The organism is Eggerthella timonensis (assembly GCF_900184265.1).
GTDB classification, from domain to species: domain Bacteria; phylum Actinomycetota; class Coriobacteriia; order Coriobacteriales; family Eggerthellaceae; genus Eggerthella; species Eggerthella timonensis.
Window position 1 is genome coordinate 2,042,176 of record NZ_FXXA01000002.1, and the last position, 17,825, is coordinate 2,060,000.

The 17,825-nt window shown below is 69.0% G+C and carries 12 protein-coding genes and 1 tRNA gene; 10 read left to right on the forward strand and 3 right to left on the reverse strand.

The window, feature by feature from the left end:
• The first annotated feature begins 7 nt into the window (after positions 1-7).
• A complete protein-coding gene (locus C1A15_RS08385) occupies positions 8-2,944 on the forward strand; it encodes a PD-(D/E)XK nuclease family protein (protein WP_101722140.1) in 2,937 nt (978 codons plus the stop codon).
• Positions 2,941-6,432, forward strand: a complete 3,492-nt coding sequence (locus C1A15_RS08390; protein WP_101722141.1) for a UvrD-helicase domain-containing protein — start codon at positions 2,941-2,943, stop codon at positions 6,430-6,432. Before C1A15_RS08385 ends, C1A15_RS08390 begins: the two co-directional genes overlap by 4 nt.
• 742 nt (positions 6,433-7,174) lie before the next feature.
• Here the strand turns inward: C1A15_RS08390 and C1A15_RS08395 are convergent.
• Positions 7,175-8,158 (reverse strand): glycosyltransferase family 2 protein, encoded by a 984-nt coding sequence (locus C1A15_RS08395; RefSeq protein WP_101722142.1) that lies wholly within the window; start codon positions 8,156-8,158, stop codon positions 7,175-7,177.
• A gap of 186 nt (positions 8,159-8,344) precedes the next feature.
• On the opposite strand from C1A15_RS08395, the gene C1A15_RS08400 reads away from it, so the two are divergent.
• Positions 8,345-10,594: an ATP-binding protein gene (locus tag C1A15_RS08400; protein ID WP_245864978.1), complete on the forward strand. Its 2,250-nt coding sequence runs from the start codon at positions 8,345-8,347 to the stop codon at positions 10,592-10,594.
• Between the two features lie 15 nt (positions 10,595-10,609).
• Complete coding sequence (locus C1A15_RS08405; RefSeq protein ID WP_101722143.1) at positions 10,610-11,029, forward strand: GtrA family protein; 420 nt, start codon at positions 10,610-10,612, stop codon at positions 11,027-11,029.
• Positions 11,030-11,081: 52 nt separating this feature from the next.
• Here the strand turns inward: C1A15_RS08405 and dcd are convergent, their stop codons facing one another.
• Both dcd and rlmD read right to left on the reverse strand, forming a co-directional pair.
• Positions 11,082-11,621, reverse strand: a complete 540-nt coding sequence (gene dcd / locus C1A15_RS08410) for a dCTP deaminase (RefSeq protein ID WP_101722144.1) — start codon at positions 11,619-11,621, stop codon at positions 11,082-11,084.
• Positions 11,622-11,644: 23 nt separating this feature from the next.
• A complete protein-coding gene (gene rlmD / locus C1A15_RS08415; protein WP_101722145.1) occupies positions 11,645-12,988 on the reverse strand; it encodes a 23S rRNA (uracil(1939)-C(5))-methyltransferase RlmD in 1,344 nt (447 codons plus the stop codon).
• 68 nt (positions 12,989-13,056) lie between these two features.
• Between rlmD and C1A15_RS08420 the strand changes: the two genes are divergently transcribed.
• From C1A15_RS08420 to C1A15_RS08445, 6 genes are all read left to right on the forward strand, one after another.
• A tRNA-Arg gene (locus C1A15_RS08420) sits at positions 13,057-13,132 on the forward strand.
• A 195-nt stretch (positions 13,133-13,327) separates the two neighbouring features.
• Positions 13,328-13,861, forward strand: coding sequence for a peptidylprolyl isomerase (locus C1A15_RS08425; protein ID WP_101722146.1), 534 nt, complete (start codon positions 13,328-13,330; stop codon positions 13,859-13,861).
• Positions 13,862-13,906: 45 nt separating this feature from the next.
• Positions 13,907-15,262, forward strand: a complete 1,356-nt coding sequence (locus C1A15_RS08430; RefSeq protein ID WP_101722147.1) for a tetratricopeptide repeat protein — start codon at positions 13,907-13,909, stop codon at positions 15,260-15,262.
• 105 nt (positions 15,263-15,367) lie between these two features.
• Entirely contained in the window at positions 15,368-15,772 is a 405-nt protein-coding gene (gene ndk / locus C1A15_RS08435) for a nucleoside-diphosphate kinase (protein ID WP_101722148.1), read from the forward strand.
• 112 nt (positions 15,773-15,884) lie between these two features.
• Positions 15,885-16,922: a 4Fe-4S dicluster domain-containing protein gene (locus C1A15_RS08440; RefSeq protein ID WP_101722149.1), complete on the forward strand. Its 1,038-nt coding sequence runs from the start codon at positions 15,885-15,887 to the stop codon at positions 16,920-16,922.
• The gene (locus C1A15_RS08445) at positions 16,912-17,823 is read left to right on the forward strand and encodes an FAD/NAD(P)-binding protein (protein ID WP_101722150.1); all 912 of its coding nucleotides are present in this window, start codon (positions 16,912-16,914) and stop codon (positions 17,821-17,823) included. The genes C1A15_RS08440 and C1A15_RS08445 overlap by 11 nt, the downstream gene beginning before the upstream one ends.
• Positions 17,824-17,825 lie beyond the last annotated feature (2 nt).

Here is a 17,825-nt window from a genome sequence, read left to right on the forward strand (position 1 = left end):
AGACGCCATGCCCCTCCATCATTACATACTCGACCATGCGGACGCCGTGCTCGAAGCGGCGCGCGACCATCTGGACGCCCAGCGCGCCGCGGGGCGCGTTCCCGCGCTCTTGGTGCCGAGCGCAGCGGCGGCGGCTCGTGCGCGGCGCGTCTTCGCAGAGGGCCCCTGCGCGCTCGGCGTGCGGGTGGAGACCCCCGCGTCGTGGGTACGCGATCGCTGGGACCTGTTCGGCGACGGGCGCCGCATCGTCTCGTCGTCCGAGCGCGCGCTGCTCGTGCGCCGCGCCTGTCTGGAAACCGAGCGCTCGGCCCTCGACGTCACGGCGGGCACCGTGGACCTGCTCGCGCGTCTGGCCCGCGAGGCGCTGCCGTACCTGCTCGAGGCGGACGGCGCGACGGCCGGGCTCAGCCCTGCCGAGCGCGACGTGCTCGCGGCGCTTGGGCGCTACGCTGACCTGCTGGTCGAAAGCGGCCTGTGCGAATCGTCGCAGGCGGCAGCATGGCTGCCGGCGGCGTTCGCGGACGGCGCGGAAGCGACGGGCTGCGCCGCGGAGCCGCTCGTGCTGGCGGGGTTCGACGAGCTGGGCTACGCCGACGAGCAGATGGTCGCCGCGCTCGCGCGGCAGGTCGACGTCGTGCGCCTCGACGACGGATGCCGCGCCCCGTCCCCGACGGGTTCGCGAGCGCCCGAGCTGCAGGGGCTGTTGGGGCGGTTGTTCAAGCAGACGACGGCCGAGCCGCTCGAGCCGACGGGGCGCGTGCGCTTCCTGCTTCCGGCCGGGCGCTACGCCGTGCCCGCGCTCGTGGCGGGCGCGGTGGCGCGGGCGGCGGCCTGCGAGCGCGCGCTCGCCGCGGCCGAGGGGCGCGCCGCGCTGCCCGTCGTCGTCGCGGCGCGCGATCCGCGCGCGCTGTTCGACGAAGTGGCGGACGCGCTGTCCGAGCACGGCACGGCTTCGGCGGTGGAGGCGACCCGCCCGTTCGCCGACACCGCGTTCGGCCGCGCCTTCCTGGCCCTCCACGCGTTCGTGCACGGCCCGTGGCGCATCGCGCAGGCCTCCGACTTCGCGTTCGGCCCCTTCTCGGGCATCGGGCGACGCACGGCCTGCGAGCTGGACGCCGCATGGCGCGGCGACCGCACGGTGGAGCGCGAGCGCATCGTCGCCGATCTCTCCCGCGAGAGCGAGGCTGCGGCCGAGGCCCTCGCCGCGCTCGCGGCCGACGATGTGGACGGGGCGCTCGCGAGCTTCGAGGCGCGCCTGCGCGCCCGCATCGACCTCGACCCAGCGTTCCGTGCCGAGCAGCTGGCGGCGGTGTCGAGCGCCCGCGCCTTCGCGGCGGCGTGCGCTCGCACGAAAGCCTCGTTCGCCGACGCGACGGCGCTGCTGGAGCGCGCGCCGGTTTCCGCGTGCGCCCGCACGGCGGCAGACGGGGACGACGCTCCCGATGCGCTGTTCATGTCGCTGGCCGATGCGGCCGAGCGGCCTTCGTGCTCGTGCTGCGCGCTCGTGCTGTGCGACCTCGTCGCGAGCGCCTACCCGGTGCGCTCGGCGGAAGACGGGGGCACGCTGCTGATGGGGAAGCTCGGCCTCCATCGTCCCGCCGACGCGCTGGCCGACGCGCGCCGCCGGTTCTTCCGCGCGCTCTCGACGGCGCGCGACGCGGTGGTGTGCGAGCGCGTGCTGAACACGGTGGACGCCGACGAGGCGTATGCGGCGGTGATGTACGAGGAGCTGCTCGACTGCTACCGCGCCCCCGATGCCGATGCGGCCGAAGACGATCGCGCCACGGGGCTTCCCGCCGCGCTCGCGCCGTTCGCGGCGCAGGCGGGGGAGGATGCCCTGCACGACAACCTCGCGCTCGCGTGCGCCGGCGCGCGGACGCGCCCGGGCGACGAGCTCGCCACGCGGTCCTGGGAGCTTCCCGCGGCCGGCGCGGTGTCGGCCGAGCAGCGCTCGCGCATCGTGCTGCCGCGCTCGCCGCGCGAGGGGCTGCCCGCGGCCGGAGCACCGCTCGCGCTGTCGCCGTCGGCGCTGGAGAGCTACCTCGAGTGCCCCTACAAGTGGTTCGCCCTGCGCCGCCTGCGCCTGTCGGAGCCGGACGCCGGGTTCGGCCCGCTCGAGATGGGGAGCTTCTCCCACAATGTGCTGCGCAGCTTCTACGAGCGCTTTCGCGCCGCCGGCCACGCGAAGGTGGAGGCCGCGGTGCTGCCCGAGGCGCGGGCGCTGTTGGGCGAGACGTTCGACCGCCACTTGGAGTCGCAGACGAAGCTCAAGCGCTCTGCCAACCCGCTCATTCCGCGCACCGCGTTCGAGCAGGCCGAGACGAACGACCTGAGGAAGAAGCTCGTCGCGTTCCTCGATCGCGAGGCGCTGCTGCTGCCGGGCTTCGAGCCGACGCATTTCGAGCTCGATTTCGGCTCGAGCGAGCCGTTTCCGTACGCGGGCTGCCTGCTGCGCGGCAGCGTGGACCGCATCGACGTGAACGCGGCCGGCCAGGCGGTGGTCATCGACTACAAGGGCTCCCTCAACGGCGATTACCTGCTGGATTCGGCGTCGAGCGCCGCGCAGGCGGGCGGCGCGCCGCTGCCCCACAAGGTGCAAACGCTCATGTACGCCCAGGTGGCGCGCAGGGTGCTGGGCCTCGACGTCGTGGGCGCGCTGTACGTGTCGTACGGGCGCGACCGCCGCCTGTCCGGAGCGTTCGACCGTACGGTCCTCGGCGAGGGGGACGCGCCGGGCATCGACGTCGAGCGCTGCGGCGTGCCGGGGCCGGCGGGCGAGGCCCTGGGCGTCTCGTCGTTCGACGAGCTCGTGGACGCGGTGGAGGAACGCATCGCCGAGGCCGTGCGCACGCTGGCCGGCGGCTGCATCGGCCCCGACCCGCGCGGAGGCGACCCGTGCGGCTACTGTCCCGTGCTCGCTTGCGAGAGGAGGCGCGCGCTATGAACCTCGCCACCTGCACGCCCGGCCAGCGCCAGAGCGTCGAGCACGTGCACGGCCCGCTGCTCGTGTCGGCCGGCGCCGGCTCGGGCAAGACCTTCACGCTCACGCAGCGCATCGCCTACGCGCTGCTGCCCGAGAGCGGCCCGGCGGTGTCGGGCATCGACGAGGTGCTGGCCATCACGTTCACCGAGAAGGCCGCGGCCGAGATCAAGGCGCGCGTCAAGCGCACGCTGCGCGCCGAAGGCCTGGCCGAGGAGGCCCTGCGCGTCGACGGCGCCTGGATATCCACCATCCACGGCATGTGCGCCCGCATCCTGCGCGCCCATGCGCTCGACCTGGGGCTCGACCCGGCGTTCGGCATCTTGGGAGACGCCGAGCGCGCCGACCTCATCGCCGACGCCATCGACGGCGCGCTCGGCGAGGACAACGACATCGTCGCACGCGGTTCGTACGCCGCGCTGTTCGACGAGTACCCGGCGCGCTCGGCGATGCCGCTCGCGCCGTCGGTGGCCTCGATGCTGCAGACCTTGCTCGACAAGGCGGCGGGCCTGCGCGGCGGCCTCGATGCGCTCGACTTCGGGCCGGAGCCGGCGCGGGCGTCGGCGATGGCGCGCGAGCTGCTGTTGGCGTACGAGGGCGTGCTGCCCGCGCTCGAGCAGGCGGGGAAGAGCGCGTCGGCCGAGCGGGCGCGCGTGCAGGCGGCCGACGCGGTGCGCGCCCTCGGCGCGTTTCTGGCCGACGCGTCCGCAGCCGACGACGCGCGTGCGTTGGCCTCCGTGGTCGACGGCTGCGCCTACCTGCCGTGCACCTTCGGCGGCGCGGCTGTGAAGGCGGAGGTCAAGGCGTACCAGGCCGTGCACGCGCGCGTCGCCCAGGGCATCGCGCTCGCGCTGGCGTACCCGCTGTCGGCCGAGCTCCTTGCGCTCGCCCGCGACGTGACCGCCCGCTACGAGGACGCGAAGCGCGTCGCGTGCAAGCTCGACAACGACGACCTGCTCGTGCGGACGCTCGACGCGTTCGAACGCTGCCCCGACATCGCCGCGCGCTACGAAGACCGCTTCAAGCTCGTGATGGTGGACGAGTTCCAGGACACGAGCCAGCTGCAGATCGACATGATCGCGCGCTTGGCCGGCCCGAACTGCGCGCACCTGTGCACCGTGGGCGACGCGCAGCAGTCCATCTACCGCTTCCGCGGCGCCGACGTGAACGTGTACGAGGCGCACAAGCGCGCGATGCGCTCCGACGAGGTGGGCGCGCTCTACGTCGAGCTCACGAAGAACTTCCGCAGCCACGGCGACGTGCTGTCGTTCGTCGACCGCGTGTTCGAGCAGCCTACGGTGTTCGGCGACGCGTTCATGTCGCTCGCCCCGAACGAGCGCCGCGCATCGCGCTACCGGGGCCGCGCGCCGCGCATCGACCTCGTGCTGTCGATGCAGCCCGCCGGTCGCGGCACCGGGGTGCGGACGGTCGACGCGAAGCGCGCCGGGGCCGAGGCCATCGCCCGCCGCTTCGCCGCGCTGCGCGAGGACGGCCACGCTCCCGGCGACATGGTGGTGCTGCTGGGAAAGATGAGCCGTGCGGGCATGTACGCCGAGGCGCTGCGCGCCGAGGGATTCGAGTGCGTGGTGACGGGCGGGTCGCTGTTCGCGTCGGCGCCCGAGGTGCGCGTGGTGGCGCGGTTCGTGGAGGCGCTCGCCAACCCGGCGAACACCGCCGCGCTGTTCGAGGTGCTGACCAGCGACATGGTGCGGCTCGCGGCCGACGACTTCCTCGCGCTGTCCACCGAGGAGGATCCCGAGACCGGATGCGTGCGGCGTCGCGACCTCGATCGCGGCTTCGCGCGGCTCGCGTCGCAGGTCGACGACCTGCCGCCGCGGCTCGCCCATGCCGTGCGGCTGTTCGACCGCGCGAGCGCCGAAGCCCGCACGCGCCCCGTGGCCGACGTGGTGCGCGACGCGGTGGTGCGCTCGGGATGGATGGCGCGGCTCGAGCGGCAGGGCGCGGTCGGAACGGCGTGCGCCGCGAACGTGCTGAAGACGATCCGGCTCATCGAGAGCCTCGAGTCCGAACGCCATCTGGGCCTGGCCTCGACGGCGCGCGCTTTGGCCGACGAGCTGGCCGTGGGACTGAAGGAGGCTCCCGGCGCGCTGTCGGGCGCCGGCGGCGACGTCGTGAAGATCATGACCATCCATGCCTCGAAGGGGCTCGAGTTCCCCATCGTGGCCCTGGCCGACTTCGCCGACGCGCGCGCCGGCGGCGGCAAGCTGCTCGTGGAAACGTGCGGCCCCGTCGCGCGCGCCTCGGTTGCTCCCGCGGTGTCGCTCGAATCCTTCCCGCAGCTGGCGAAGCGCTCGGGCGTGTCGGCTTCCGCCGGCGACGAGCCCGACGACGCCGACGCGCTGGCGGCGCGCCGCTACGTCGAGGGCGCCGACGTCTCCGGCTGCGCGCCCGGCGCGCCGTCGTGCACGCAGGCGGCCTATCGCGCCGAGCTCGCCCGCCGCGCCGCCGACGAGGAGCTGGCCGAGGCGCGCCGCAAGCTCTACGTGGGCCTCACGCGCGCTAGCGAGGCGCTCGTCGTGGCGATGGACGCGAAGGCCCCTGCTGCGGGCAAGCTCCCGACGTACGCGCCGCTCGTGGACGACATCCGCAGCGCGCTGTGCGGTTCGGGCGATTTCCCGGAGGGGGAGGCCGAGCTCGCGTACGGCGGCACCGCCCCGGCGCGCTTCGAGCGCATTCTCGTGCAGGCGCCGGAAGAGCCGGGCGACCAGGGCGCAGGGCCCGATGACGAGCCGGCCAGGTTCTTCGTCCCCGTTGTGGACGATGCGCCCGCACCGGTCCGCTTCGCATGGAACGCCGCGCGCGAGGGGGCGTTCTCGTACTCGTCCATCGCCCCGAGCCTGGTGGCGCTCGAGGGCGACGCGTCCCGCGCGGCGGACGCCGACAAGGCGACGGATCTCGGCAGCGCCTTCCATCGGGCGGCGCAGCTGGCCGTCGAAACCGGGCGCGAGCCGGGCCCCGAGCGCCTCGAAGCGCTCGGGGCGGCGTACGGCCTATCGTGCGCCCAACGCGCGCGCTTGGCCGACGCCTGCGCGCGCTGGTTCGCCAGCGCGACGTGCGCCGAGACGCGCGCCTGGAAGCTGCGGCGCGCGGAGGTGCCGTTCGGCGTCGAGGTCGGCGGCGCGCTCATGGAGGGGGAGATCGACCTCCTGTGCACCGACGGCCCGGATCTCGACGGCGCCCGCGCCCTCGTCGTGGACTACAAGACCGGCGGCAGCGACGACGAGCTGCCGGAAACGCTGAGGGGCAAGCACCTCCTGCAGGCGCAATGCTACGCGTACGCGCTGTTGTCGCAGGGGTGCGCGGAGGTCGAGCTGCGTTTCGCGCGCGTCGAGCACGCCGATGCCGACGACGTGCAGACGGTGCGGTATCGTTTCGCCGCCGCCGATCGTGACGGGTTGGCCGCCAGCATCATGCAAGCGCGGGGGGCGTAGCTCGAACCCGGGGCGGCGCCGATTGCGCGTCCGGCTCGTGCAAGACTTCCGCCGCGATACGTTGCAGAATCGGGTTTTTGGCAGCCTCGTTCGGCCCTCTCGGAGGTCAAGCGAAGCGCGACCTGCGGTTTCTTCGGCGAGCGCCGCGCCCGAACGCTCTCAGCGGCGGCCGATACGGGGAAATGCTGCCAAAAACCCGGTTTTGCATCAGATAGGGCCGAGGGTTTCTGCGCGTTCCGATGCAGGCGCGTTTCTGCTCGAATCGCCGCCGTGAAGCGTTTGGGCTCCTGAACGGCGATCCGTCGAGAAGAACCGCCCGCGAAACGTCGGGACCCTGCCCGCCGCGTTCCCCTTCGAGTGCTCGCAGGCGCTTCGTAGCGGCGACCGCGGCGACCGGCGCGACATCGCCGTCGCATGCGCGCTTGAAGCATGCGAACCGCTGCGGCTGTGGGTTTCGCTCGGACGACTCCCTGTTCCATCCCAACGTGCTATGATGTAATCATAAGACTACATATTGCCCATTCATCAGGCGTAACACCCAAAATTTCAATTCTCTCAGCAATTCGGTCACAAATCACGACTGCATTTCGAGCAGGCCGTTTGCTAGCATGTGGGCTGCAAAGGGCGCGGATCGGGAGAGTGCGCGGCGAGGCGGCCATGGTGCGATTCGCGTCCTATATAGAAAGGCCCGGCATGTGCCGGGCCTTTCCTTCCGAAAGCGCCGCTCTCGTCGTTTGCGTCCTTACGCCCGGCCTTTCTTCCCGTAGCGCTCGTAGGCCTGCGTCACCTGCAGCTCGTACTCCTTGCGGGTGCCCTTGACCACGGTGTCCAGGATGAGGCCGCTTGCGAACGCGAGGATGCCCACGAACACCAGCGCCACGGCCAGAAGCGCCGAGGGCAGCTTCGGCACGAGGCCGGTCGCCGCGAACTCCCAGATGACCGGGATGCCGGCCGCGAGTCCCAGCACGCAGAACAAGAGCGCGAGCCAGCTGAACAGCGCGAGCGGGCGGTAGTCCTTGAACAGCGACATGATCATGGCGAGCACCTTCATGCCGTCCGAGAACGTGTTGAGCTTGCTCTCCGACCCCTCGGGGCGGTCGCGGTAGTCGATCGCCACCTCGGCGATGCGCCAGCGCTTGTCCACGGCATGGATGGACAGCTCCGTCTCGATCTCGAAGCCAGGCGAGAGCACCGGCATGGTCTTGGCGAACACGGCGTTGAACGCGCGGTAGCCGGTCATGACGTCGGAGAACTCGAAGCCGTAGATCCACTTGATGAGCGTGCGCACGAGGTCGTTGCCGAAGCCGTGGAAGGCCCGGTCGTTCTCCTCGCCGTAGGTTCCGTTGGACAGGCGGTCGCCCACCGACATGTCGGCCTCGTCGGCCATGAGCGGGGCCAAAAGCTCGGGCGCGGCCTCGGCGGGGTAGGTGTCGTCGCCGTCCACCATGACGTAGTAGTCGGCGTCGATGTCGCGCAGCATCTGGCGCACCACGTTGCCCTTGCCCTGGCGGCGCTCGGTGCGCACCACGGCGCCGTGCTCGCGGGCGATGGCCGCGGTGCCGTCGGAGGAGTTGTTGTCGTAGACGTACACGGTCGCCTCGGGCAGCACGCGCTTGAAGTCGTCGACGACCTTGCCGATGGTCACGGCCTCGTTGTAGCAGGGGATGAGCACGGCGACGGTGCCGGCGTCCGCGGTGTCGCGCGGCGTATCGTTCTTCTGGTCCACGAATCACTCCTCGGTTCTGTATAGGTGAGGTTCATCCTACTCGAAACGGCTGCCCCGCGCCAGACGGCTCCGTTGTTTTCCAGACGAAACGCGGTAAGGAAGCTGTTTTCGACCGGTAATATTGCGCCTGTAACCTCCTGTTACAATGGGGAACGCCCACGACGATAGGAAGAGGGGCGTCCTCCCATGGAATTGGTTACCCGCTCGCGCGAGCGGCGGCGCATCGCGCTTGTCGCGATCGTGCTCGTCCTCACGCTCTTGATCGCGCTCGTCTACACGGTGGTGTCGTCCCGCGAGGCGACGTCGAATGCGGTGGAGACGATGAGCGAAGTGTACCTGCAGGAACTCAGCGATCAGGTCATCGCCCATTTCAACACCGGCATCGACGGCAAGTTCTGCCAGATCGACACCGTGGGCAGCTCGCTGTCGCTCTACCGGCCCGACGACCTCGGCCAAGTGCGGGACTTCCTCGCCTGCATGGAAGCCGACGACGAGGAGTACGCCTACCTCGCGCTGCGCGGCAGCGACGGGCGCTACTACACGGCGCAGGGCTCGACGGCTTCCGAAAGCAACGCGGCCGCGCGCGGCGACCTGTCGCTGTCGTACCGCGACGCGAACGGGCACGACGTGATGCTCTATAACGGAACGATCGCGCTCGTGGACTCCTTCGAGCCCGTCACCTGCGGGGACGTGACCTTCACCGCCGTGGTTGCCGGTTACGACGTGAACATCATCTCCGGAAGGCTCAACCTCGACTTGGTCAAGGGCAGCTCGCGATCGAGCGTCATCGGCTTCGACGGCACCTGCATCGCCGGCTGCGACGCCGAGGGGCTGTGCAACGGCGACAACCTGTTCGACGCGCTCGAGGCGAACGCGAGCCTCGATGACGGATACACCATGGAGCAGGTGCGCAAGGCCGTGGACGACGGAGAGTCGTTCCTGCTCCCCTTCTGGTACGGGGATCATCACGAGTACCTGTACTTCCGGCCGATGGAAAACCAGGATTGGTACCTGTGCACCGCGATGCCCTACGGCGTGGTGGACGAGGACATCGCGGGACTCAGCATGGTGCTCATGCAGAACGCCGTCCTCATGGCAACCATGATCGTGGCGGTCATAATCATCTTCTTCCTGATCTACTACCGGCTGGTCAAGCGCAACACGCGCCTCCTATCCGACGAGAAGGACCGCGCCGAGCGCGCCTCCGAGGAGGCCCGGCGCGCCAGCCTGGCGAAAAGCGAGTTCCTTTCGCGCATGTCCCATGAGATCCGCACGCCGATGAACGGCATCATGGGCATGACCGCCATCGCGCTGGAGAACGCGCACGACGAGGAGAAGACGCGTGCCTGCCTCGAGAAGATCGACGTGACGTCCGAGCACCTCATGGCGCTCATCAACGACATCCTCGACATGAGCAAGATCGAAAGCGGCAAGATCGACATCAAGCGCGAGACGTTCGACTTCGAGGCGTTCGTGGGCTCGCTCAGCGCCGTGTTCGGCACGCAGGCGATCGAGCAGGGCATCCGCTACGAGACGGAGGAGGTTGGCGCGCTGCCTTCGCTGCTCGTCGGCGACGGGCTGCGGCTCAACCAGATCATCTACAACCTCGTGGGCAACGCGTTCAAGTTCACGCCGTGCGGGGGAAGGGTCACGCTGCGCATCGAGGAGCTGCCCGTGCCGCCGGGCGACGCCGCGCACCACGACGACCCTATCTGGCTGCGCTTCTCGGTGACGGACACCGGCTGCGGCATCAAGCCGGAGAACCGCGAGCGGATATTCTCGTCGTTCGAGCAGGGCGACGACGCCTCGCGCATGCGGGGCGGCACGGGCCTCGGCCTTGCCATCACGAAGCGGTTCGCCGAGATGATGGGCGGCTCCATCGCGCTCGCCAGCGAGGTGGGGAAGGGATCGACGTTCACGGTGGACATCCCCTTCGGCCGCGCGTGCGCACGCGACGGCGCCGCGGAGCGCGGCGACGCGTTCGGCTCGCCTCGCCAACTGCGCCCGGATGCGAACGCCGCCTACGATTTCTCCGGCAAGCGGATCGTCGTCGCCGAGGACAACGAGCTCAACCGCGAGATCGCCACCGAGGTGCTCGCCATGACGGGGGCCGAGGTGGTCGCGGCATCCACGGGAGCCGAGGCCGTGCGCGCGTTCGAGCGCTCGCGCCCGGGGTCGATCGACCTGGTGCTCATGGACATCCAGATGCCCGAGATGGACGGCTACGAGGCGACGCGCCTCATCCGCTCGCTCGACCGCGACGACGCGCGCTCGGTGCCCATCATCGCCATGACGGCCAACGCGTTCGTCGAGGACGAGGAGCGCAGCCGCATGAGCGGAATGGATGGCCATCTGAGCAAACCCCTTGATATCCGGCTCGTATATGCCACAATAGACGGGTTTTTGAGGGAGCGGCCCCGGGGCGGGGGAGCGTAGGCGAAAGGACGCGCGGTGAAGAAGCTCATTGCTCAGATCATGAAGTTCGGCGTGGTGGGCGTCATCGCATTCGTCATCGACTACGGCCTTCTGGCCCTGCTCACCGAGGTGTTCGGCGTGAACTACCTCGTGAGCGCCACCATCTCGTTCACGGCCTCGGTCGTGTTCAACTACGTGGCGTCCATGCGCTACGTGTTCACCCATAAGGAGGGCATGAGCCGTCGGCGCGAGTTCGCCATCTTCGTCGTGCTGTCGGTGATCGGCCTGCTGATCAACAACGGCTGCATGTGGGCGGGCGTGGAGCTTCTGGGCGTGCATTACCTGCTCGTGAAGATAGGCGCCACGTTCATCGTCATGGTGTGGAACTTCGTGACGCGCAAGATGTTCCTCGACGCGGGCGACCAGCCCGGCGAGATCCTCTCGGACATCGAGTAGCCCGCGCGGGCGCGCGCCGCGGAAGCATCCGGGGCGCGCTGGCGGGAGCGTGCTAGCGCGCCGCCTCCGGGTCGAGGAACACGCGCGAGCCCGTCGCGCCGCGCTGCCCCTGGTACTTGCCGGCGTACGGGTTCTTCGCCGCCTCGTCGAGCTGGGCGAACACGAGCTGGCCCACGCGCCGCCCGCGGCGCAGCTCGAGCGCGCAGCGGTTCGCGTTGAACAGCTCGAGCGTGATCTCGCCCTCGAAGCCCGGATCCACCCAGCCGGCGTTCTGCACGAACAGCCCCATGCGCCCGAGCGAGCTGCGGCCCTCCACGAAGGCCGTCAGGTCGGCGCCGAGGCGCACGTACTCCATGGTGGTGGCCAGCACGAACTGGCCCGGCAGCAGGATGTAGCGGTCGGTGCGGATCGTCTTGTAGGCGATCTCGTCCTCGAGCCCCACGATGCCGCTCGGCGTGTCCTCGACGATGCTGAAGGTGTCGCCCAGGCGAATGTCCACGCTGGCGGGTTGGATCTGCTCGGGCTCGAGCGGTTCGATGGCCAAGCTGCCCTCCGCGAGGAGGCGTTCTATGGTGGCGTCGGACAGGATCATGATCGTTCCTTTCGTGCGTGCGGCTAAAGGCGCGTGAATACGCTGGCCACTTCGACGTGGTAGGTTTGCGGGAACAGGTCGACGGGCTGCGCGCTCTCCAGGCGGTAGCCGCAGGCTTCGAAGCGCGCCACGTCGCGTGCCCAGGTGGCAGGATCGCAGCTGACGTAGGCCACGCGCGTCGGCCCGGCGGCGGCGATGCTCCCCACCACGCCGTCGGCCAGCCCCGCCCGCGGCGGGTCCACCACGAGCGCGTCGAGGTCGCCGAGCTCCGGCAGCTCGCGCGCCGTGTCGCCGCCGATCACCTCGATGTCCACGGCGTTCATGTCGGCGTTGCGGCGCAGGTCGCGCACCGACGATCCGGCGGCTTCCACGGCCAGCACCTCGGCGCCCGCCTGCGCGAGCGGGATCGAGAACGTGCCGCCTCCGGCGTAGAGGTCGGCCACGAGAAGGTCGTCGAGACCTTCGGGCCCGTCTTCGCCCATGCGGCCGCCCAGGCCCTCGATCACGCACGCGACGAGCTTCTCGGCCTGCGCGGTGTTCACCTGGAAGAACGACGGTGCGCTGGTCAGGTAGCGGGCGCTGCCCAGCCGTTCCTCCCAGCAGCCCTTGCCGTCGAGCGTCTCCACGCCCTTGATCTTGCGGGCCTTGCCGGGGTCGGCCATGACGCGCACGATGCTCGTCGCCTTGACGGCGCTCTTGACGGTTTTCGCGATATGGCCGCGCGGGAACGAGCCGGGGGTCGTCCACAGGGCCACTTCGAGGTCGCCCGTGCGCAGGCTGTGACGCACGCCCACGCGGAAGATGCCGAGGTCGGCCGACCCCTGCGCGAACCTGAGCGCGCCGCGCAGCGCCTTGGGCGCCTTCGCGATGGCGTCGTGGGCCAGCGGGCAGGCGCCGGGGGAGGCGATGTCGTGCGTGCCCTCGCGGTAAAATCCCAGCTGGAACGTGCCGTGTCCGTCGAACGCGGCGCCCAGCTCCAGCTTGTTGCGGTAGCCCCACTGCCGCTTGCTCGGCAGGCAGGGGCGCACGAGCTCCTCGGCGCGCTCGGCGCCGAGCTTCGCCGTGCGCTCGAGGGCCGCCACCACGTTGGCCCGCTTCGCCTCGAGCTGCGCGTCGTAGGCCAGGTGCTGCCACGGACAGCCGCCGCAGACGGCGCCCGCGTCGCAGCGCGGTTTCGCGCGCAGGGACGAGGCCTCCTCGAGCCGCGCGATGCGCGCGCGGGCGAACGTCGGCTTGTCCTCGACGATCTCGAGGGCGGCCACGTCTCCGGGCGCGCCGCCTTCCACGAACACGGTTTTGCCGTTCTCGAGCCGGCCGACGGCTTGTGCGCCGTAGCCCATGCGCTCTATCGTTATGGTTTCTTCCATTGAATACGCCCAAATCTTGTTTTTGTTTTTCCGTTTCGTCCATGATAGCGTATAATCTCCTCCACCGTGCCCTTGTAGCTCAGGGGATAGAGCGTCTGCCTCCGGAGCAGAAAGCCGCAGGTTCGAATCCTGTCAAGGGCACCATCTTCGTTTTCCCGGCTGCGGCCGCCGAAACGTCTCGACGCACGCGAACCCCTTCCGCGTCGAATCATGCCGTGGATGTTCTACGATTTTTCCGGTTGGGCGGGCTTGACCTGCTAAACTTCACCCTTGTATGCGATACCTTCGCCCCGTTTCGCGTGGGCGCATGATAGCAAGCAAACGAAAAGGAGCCGACCTATGGCGCAGTACACTCCGGAATACCAGCCGACCGGCGACGAGATCGCCGTCATCACCACGTCGAAGGGCACCATCCGCGTGCAGCTGGCGGGCAAGGACGCCCCCATCCACGTGGGCAACTTCGTCGAGCTGGCGCGCAAAGGCTTCTACAACGACCTGAAGTTCCATCGCCACGTCCCCGGCTTCGTGATCCAGGGCGGCTGCCCCAACACCCGCGACCTGTCCTCCGACGAGGTCGTGAAGAAGGCCGGCAACCCGTTCGCGGGCCTCGGCACGGGCGGCCCGGGCTACTCCATCAAGGAGGAGTTCTCCACGAACCCCAACAACAAGCACCTCGACGGCTCGCTGGCCATGGCGCGCTCGCAGGATCCCAACTCCGCCGGCTCGCAGTTCTACCTGTGCCTGGGCGCCCAGCCCATGCTCGATTCGGGCTACACGGTGTTCGGCCAGACGATCGACGGCATGGACGTCATCGGCGAGCTGCGCGTGGGCGACGTGATCGAGAGCATCGAGATCGAGAACGCCGCCGAATAGCGCCCTTGCCGCCACGGCGATTCCGCGAAGATACGAAGGAAGCAGATGAACAACGACTTATTCCAGCAAGCCCGTGCGGCGTACGCGCGCAAGGACTTCCAAGGCGCCCTCGCGGCGTACACGCAGTGCTTGCAGGATGCGGGCAGCTCCCTCGCTCCCGGCGAGGTGGGCCTGCTGTACCACCAGATCGGCAACTGCCTGGTCAAGCTCAAGAACCCGAACGAGGCCATCCATGCCTACACGCAGGCCACCGCTGACGCGGCCTACGACGCGTGCGGCGCGGTGAACTACAACCTCGGCATGGCCTACGCGTCGCTCCACGATTACGAGGACGCCGTCAAGCACTTCGAGATCGCCGTGTCCGACGCCAAGTACGACGCGTCGTACAAGGCGTACTCGGGCATGGGCAACGCGCTGCTCAAGCTGGGCAAGTCGGCGGAGGCCGGCGTGGCCTTCCGCGAGGCGGCGCTCGACGAGGCGAACCCCGATCCCACGAAGGCGCTGCTCAACCTCGGCGTGTGCTTCATGGCGCTCGACCGCCCGGCCGATGCCGTGGCCTCCTACGAGAGCGCGCTGCAGTTCGACATGCAGCCCGACACGCGCAACAAGCTGTACGCGAACCTCGGGCAGGCCTACGTGGCCAGCGGCCAGATGCAGAAGGCCGTGAACGCCTTCGACGAGTCCATCGCCGACAAGACGTACTTCCTCAGCGACTCGGCCAGCGTCGACTACCAGCGCGCCATCGCCGCCGTCGCGCAGGGCACCTCCGAAGTGACCCAGGTGATGGCCCCCGTCGCGCCGGTTGCCGACATGTCGGGCCTCGACGTGGCCGCCGACGGCACGGCCGTGTACGTGGACCAGGACCCCTACGCGGGCGGCCAGGACCCGTACTACTACGCCGATCCGTACTCGCAGGCGCAGACGAACCCCTACGGCGCCCCGGGCGCGGAGGACCACTTCTTCAACGCCAGCGACGAGGAGCTCGAGCAGTGGTCGAAGGGCCTCGCCAAGCAGGATCGCAAGCGCCGCAACGTGGGCCTCAAGATCCTCGTCACCATTATCCTGCTCGTGCTCGTCGCCTTCGGCGCCGCCGTGTTCCTGTACACGCAGGGCTGGGGCTATCCGTCGCAGGAGCAGGTGGTCGAGCAGCTGTTCTCCGATCCGCAGGCTGCTTTCGCCAGCGAGGTCACCGAGGAGAACGCCGCGGACATGACCGAGGTCCTCGACCTGGTCAGCAGCCCGGTCATCGACGGCATGGACAAGTCCATGAGCGACTCCACCGTCTACGTGACGGCCAAGACGGCCGAGGGCGGCGACATGCAGTTCAAGGTGTCGCTCGTCCGCAACATGATCGGGTGGAAGGTCTCGAACGCCGAGATCTACTCCCCGAGCCAGAACTAACCCGCGCGGCCCTGCCGCCCGCGCCGACGCGCGGGACGACGGGGCCGTTTTCTGCGTCACCCCAAGAGCGTTCGTACTCGAAAGAGAGAGAAAGGGCACTGAAACATGGCACAGCAGAAGACTTACACGATGATCAAGCCCGACGGCGTGCGTAACGGCCACGTCGGCGAGATCGTCAACCGCTTCGAGCGCGCGGGCCTCAAGATCGAGCGCATGGAGCTGGGCATGGTGACCGACGAGCAGGCGAAGGCCAACTACGCCGAGCACGAGGGCAAGCCGTTCTACGACGGCCTCATCTCCTACATCACGAGCGGCCCGGTCGTGAAGATGGTCGTGTCCGGCGACGGCGCGGTGGCGAAGTGCCGCTCGCTCATGGGCGCCACTAATCCGGCGGAAGCTGCCCCCGGCACGATTCGCGGCGATTTCGGCCTCATCATGGACGAGAATGTCATCCATGGGTCGGATTCCCCCGAGTCCGCCGAGCGCGAGATCGGCATCTTCTTCGCGTAAGGTGTTGCTCCGGTTTGACGCTGCGAAGGGCCCTGGGACCGATTGTCGGCACCGGGGCCCTTCTCGCTGACTCTACGAACGACCTGTGTCTCCCGAGAGAACGGACGAGAGCATGCTCTATCGTGTCATCGATGCATCCGAGTTGCCAGCGCTCGTTTCGGCGTTCATGGAAACCTACGAGGTGGTGGCTCCGGTCAAACGCGACCAGGGCTACGCCTTCGAGGCCGTCCAGTCGCCGGACGACATCGAGCTCGGCTATCCCACCACCATGGCATCGCCCAAGAAGTACTTCCTGCCGCCCGAGGAGACGCTCATGTCCTTCGACGCGCGCACGAACAGCGTGACGGACTTCGCCTCCGAGATCACGCCGCGCGTCATCTTCGGCGCGCACGCCTGCGACATCAACGCGGTGAACCGCCTCGACCTCGTGTTCAAGGACGGGCGCTATCCCGACCCGTACTACGTCGCCCGGCGCAACGCCACGCTCATCGTGGGCCTCAGCTGCACGCCGACCGAGACGTGCTTCTGCCATCTGTGGGGCGCCGACGAGGCGCGCTTCGGCTACGATTTGTTCCTGCAGGACATCGGCGACAAGTACCTGGTCAGCATTTCGAGCGTCGAGGCGGCGAACATCCTCGAGGCCGCGTGCAACCCGCGCGTGGCAACCGACGAGGACCGCATCGAGTTCCGCCACGCCACGCGTCGTCGCCAGGAGGCGTTCAACGGCGACATCCCCGACATCCAGGACGTGGCCATGCTCATGGATGCGTTCCACAAGGATCCGTTCTGGGAGGAGCTGGGCGGCCGCTGCCTGTCGTGCACGGCATGCTCGGCCGTGTGCCCCACGTGCTTCTGCTTCGACATCCAGGACTCGCTCGACCCTTCCGGCCGCACCGGACGGCGCGAGCGCGTGTGGGACGCGTGCACCGCGCCGCAGTTCGCGGAGGTGGCCGGCGGCCACAACTTCCGCGGCGACGGCCGCAACCGCGTGCGGCACCGCATGTACCACAAGCTCAACGGCTTCCTCGCGAACCACGACCGCATGCTGTGCGTGGGATGCGGGCGCTGCGTGAAGGCCTGCAAGGCGAACATCAACCCCATCGAGGTGCTCGAGTTCTTCGAGAGGAAGGGGGCCGACGATGCCCAGTAGCTGCGCGGTGTCCACCGTCCAGGTCAAGCCGTTCTTCGACGAGGCGGCGCCCCTCACGGGCGCGCAGATGATGGCGGCGAACCCGTACCGGCCCTGGCCGGCGCGCATCACGTCCATCATCGACCTCACCGAGACGGAGAAGCTGTTCGAGTTCCGCCTCATCGACGAGCGCATCCGCGACGCGTTCTCGCACGAGCCGGGCCAGTTCGTCGAGGTGTCCATCTTCGGCGTGGGCGAGGCCCCCATCTCCATATCCAGCTCGCCGTCCAAGCGCGGCTTCATCGAGCTGTGCGTGCGCCGCACCGGGCGCTTCACCGAGGTGCTGCACAAGATGCAGTGCGGCGACATCGTGGGGCTGCGCGGCCCCTTCGGCCGCGGCTTCCCGTTCGAGGACATGAAGGGGCACGACATCCTGCTCGTGGCCGGCGGCCTCGGCATCGCGCCGCTGCGCTCGCTCATCAACAACATCCACGACGAGCGCTCCGAATTCGGCAAGGTCACCATCATCTACGGGTCGAAGAACCCCTCCGAGGTGATGTTCCGCGACCAGTTCGAGATGTGGCGCCACCGCAAGGACTTCGACCTGTACCTGACGGTCGACCGGCCCGACGACTCGTGGGACGGGGAAGTGGGCCTGGTCACGAAGCCGTTCGAGCATCTGGAGATCGACGCGTCCAACACGTTCGGCGCGCTGTGCGGGCCTCCGGTGATGTACCGGTTCGCCATCGACGAGATGCGCAAGAAGGGCATCAGCTACGATCATATCTACGTGAGCTTCGAGCGTCACATGAAATGCGGCATGGGCAAGTGCGGCCACTGCCAGATCGGGCACCAGTACGTGTGCATCGACGGGCCCGTGTTCAACTATTGGGAAGCCAAGAACATCCAGGGGTCGATGTAGGA

Coding starts and splice junctions, on each gene's coding strand:
- C1A15_RS08390 (WP_101722141.1), top strand. CDS start 2,941: ATGAACCTCGCCACCTGCACGCCCGGCCAGCGCCAGAGCGTCGAGCAC.
- ndk (WP_101722148.1), top strand. CDS start 15,368: ATGGCACAGCAGAAGACTTACACGATGATCAAGCCCGACGGCGTGCGT.
- C1A15_RS08425 (WP_101722146.1), top strand. CDS start 13,328: ATGGCGCAGTACACTCCGGAATACCAGCCGACCGGCGACGAGATCGCC.
- rlmD (WP_101722145.1), bottom strand. CDS start 12,988: ATGGAAGAAACCATAACGATAGAGCGCATGGGCTACGGCGCACAAGCC.
- C1A15_RS08440 (WP_101722149.1), top strand. CDS start 15,885: ATGCTCTATCGTGTCATCGATGCATCCGAGTTGCCAGCGCTCGTTTCG.
- dcd (WP_101722144.1), bottom strand. CDS start 11,621: ATGATCCTGTCCGACGCCACCATAGAACGCCTCCTCGCGGAGGGCAGC.
- C1A15_RS08400 (WP_245864978.1), top strand. CDS start 8,345: ATGGAATTGGTTACCCGCTCGCGCGAGCGGCGGCGCATCGCGCTTGTC.
- C1A15_RS08445 (WP_101722150.1), top strand. CDS start 16,912: ATGCCCAGTAGCTGCGCGGTGTCCACCGTCCAGGTCAAGCCGTTCTTC.
- C1A15_RS08430 (WP_101722147.1), top strand. CDS start 13,907: ATGAACAACGACTTATTCCAGCAAGCCCGTGCGGCGTACGCGCGCAAG.
- C1A15_RS08385 (WP_101722140.1), top strand. CDS start 8: ATGCCCCTCCATCATTACATACTCGACCATGCGGACGCCGTGCTCGAA.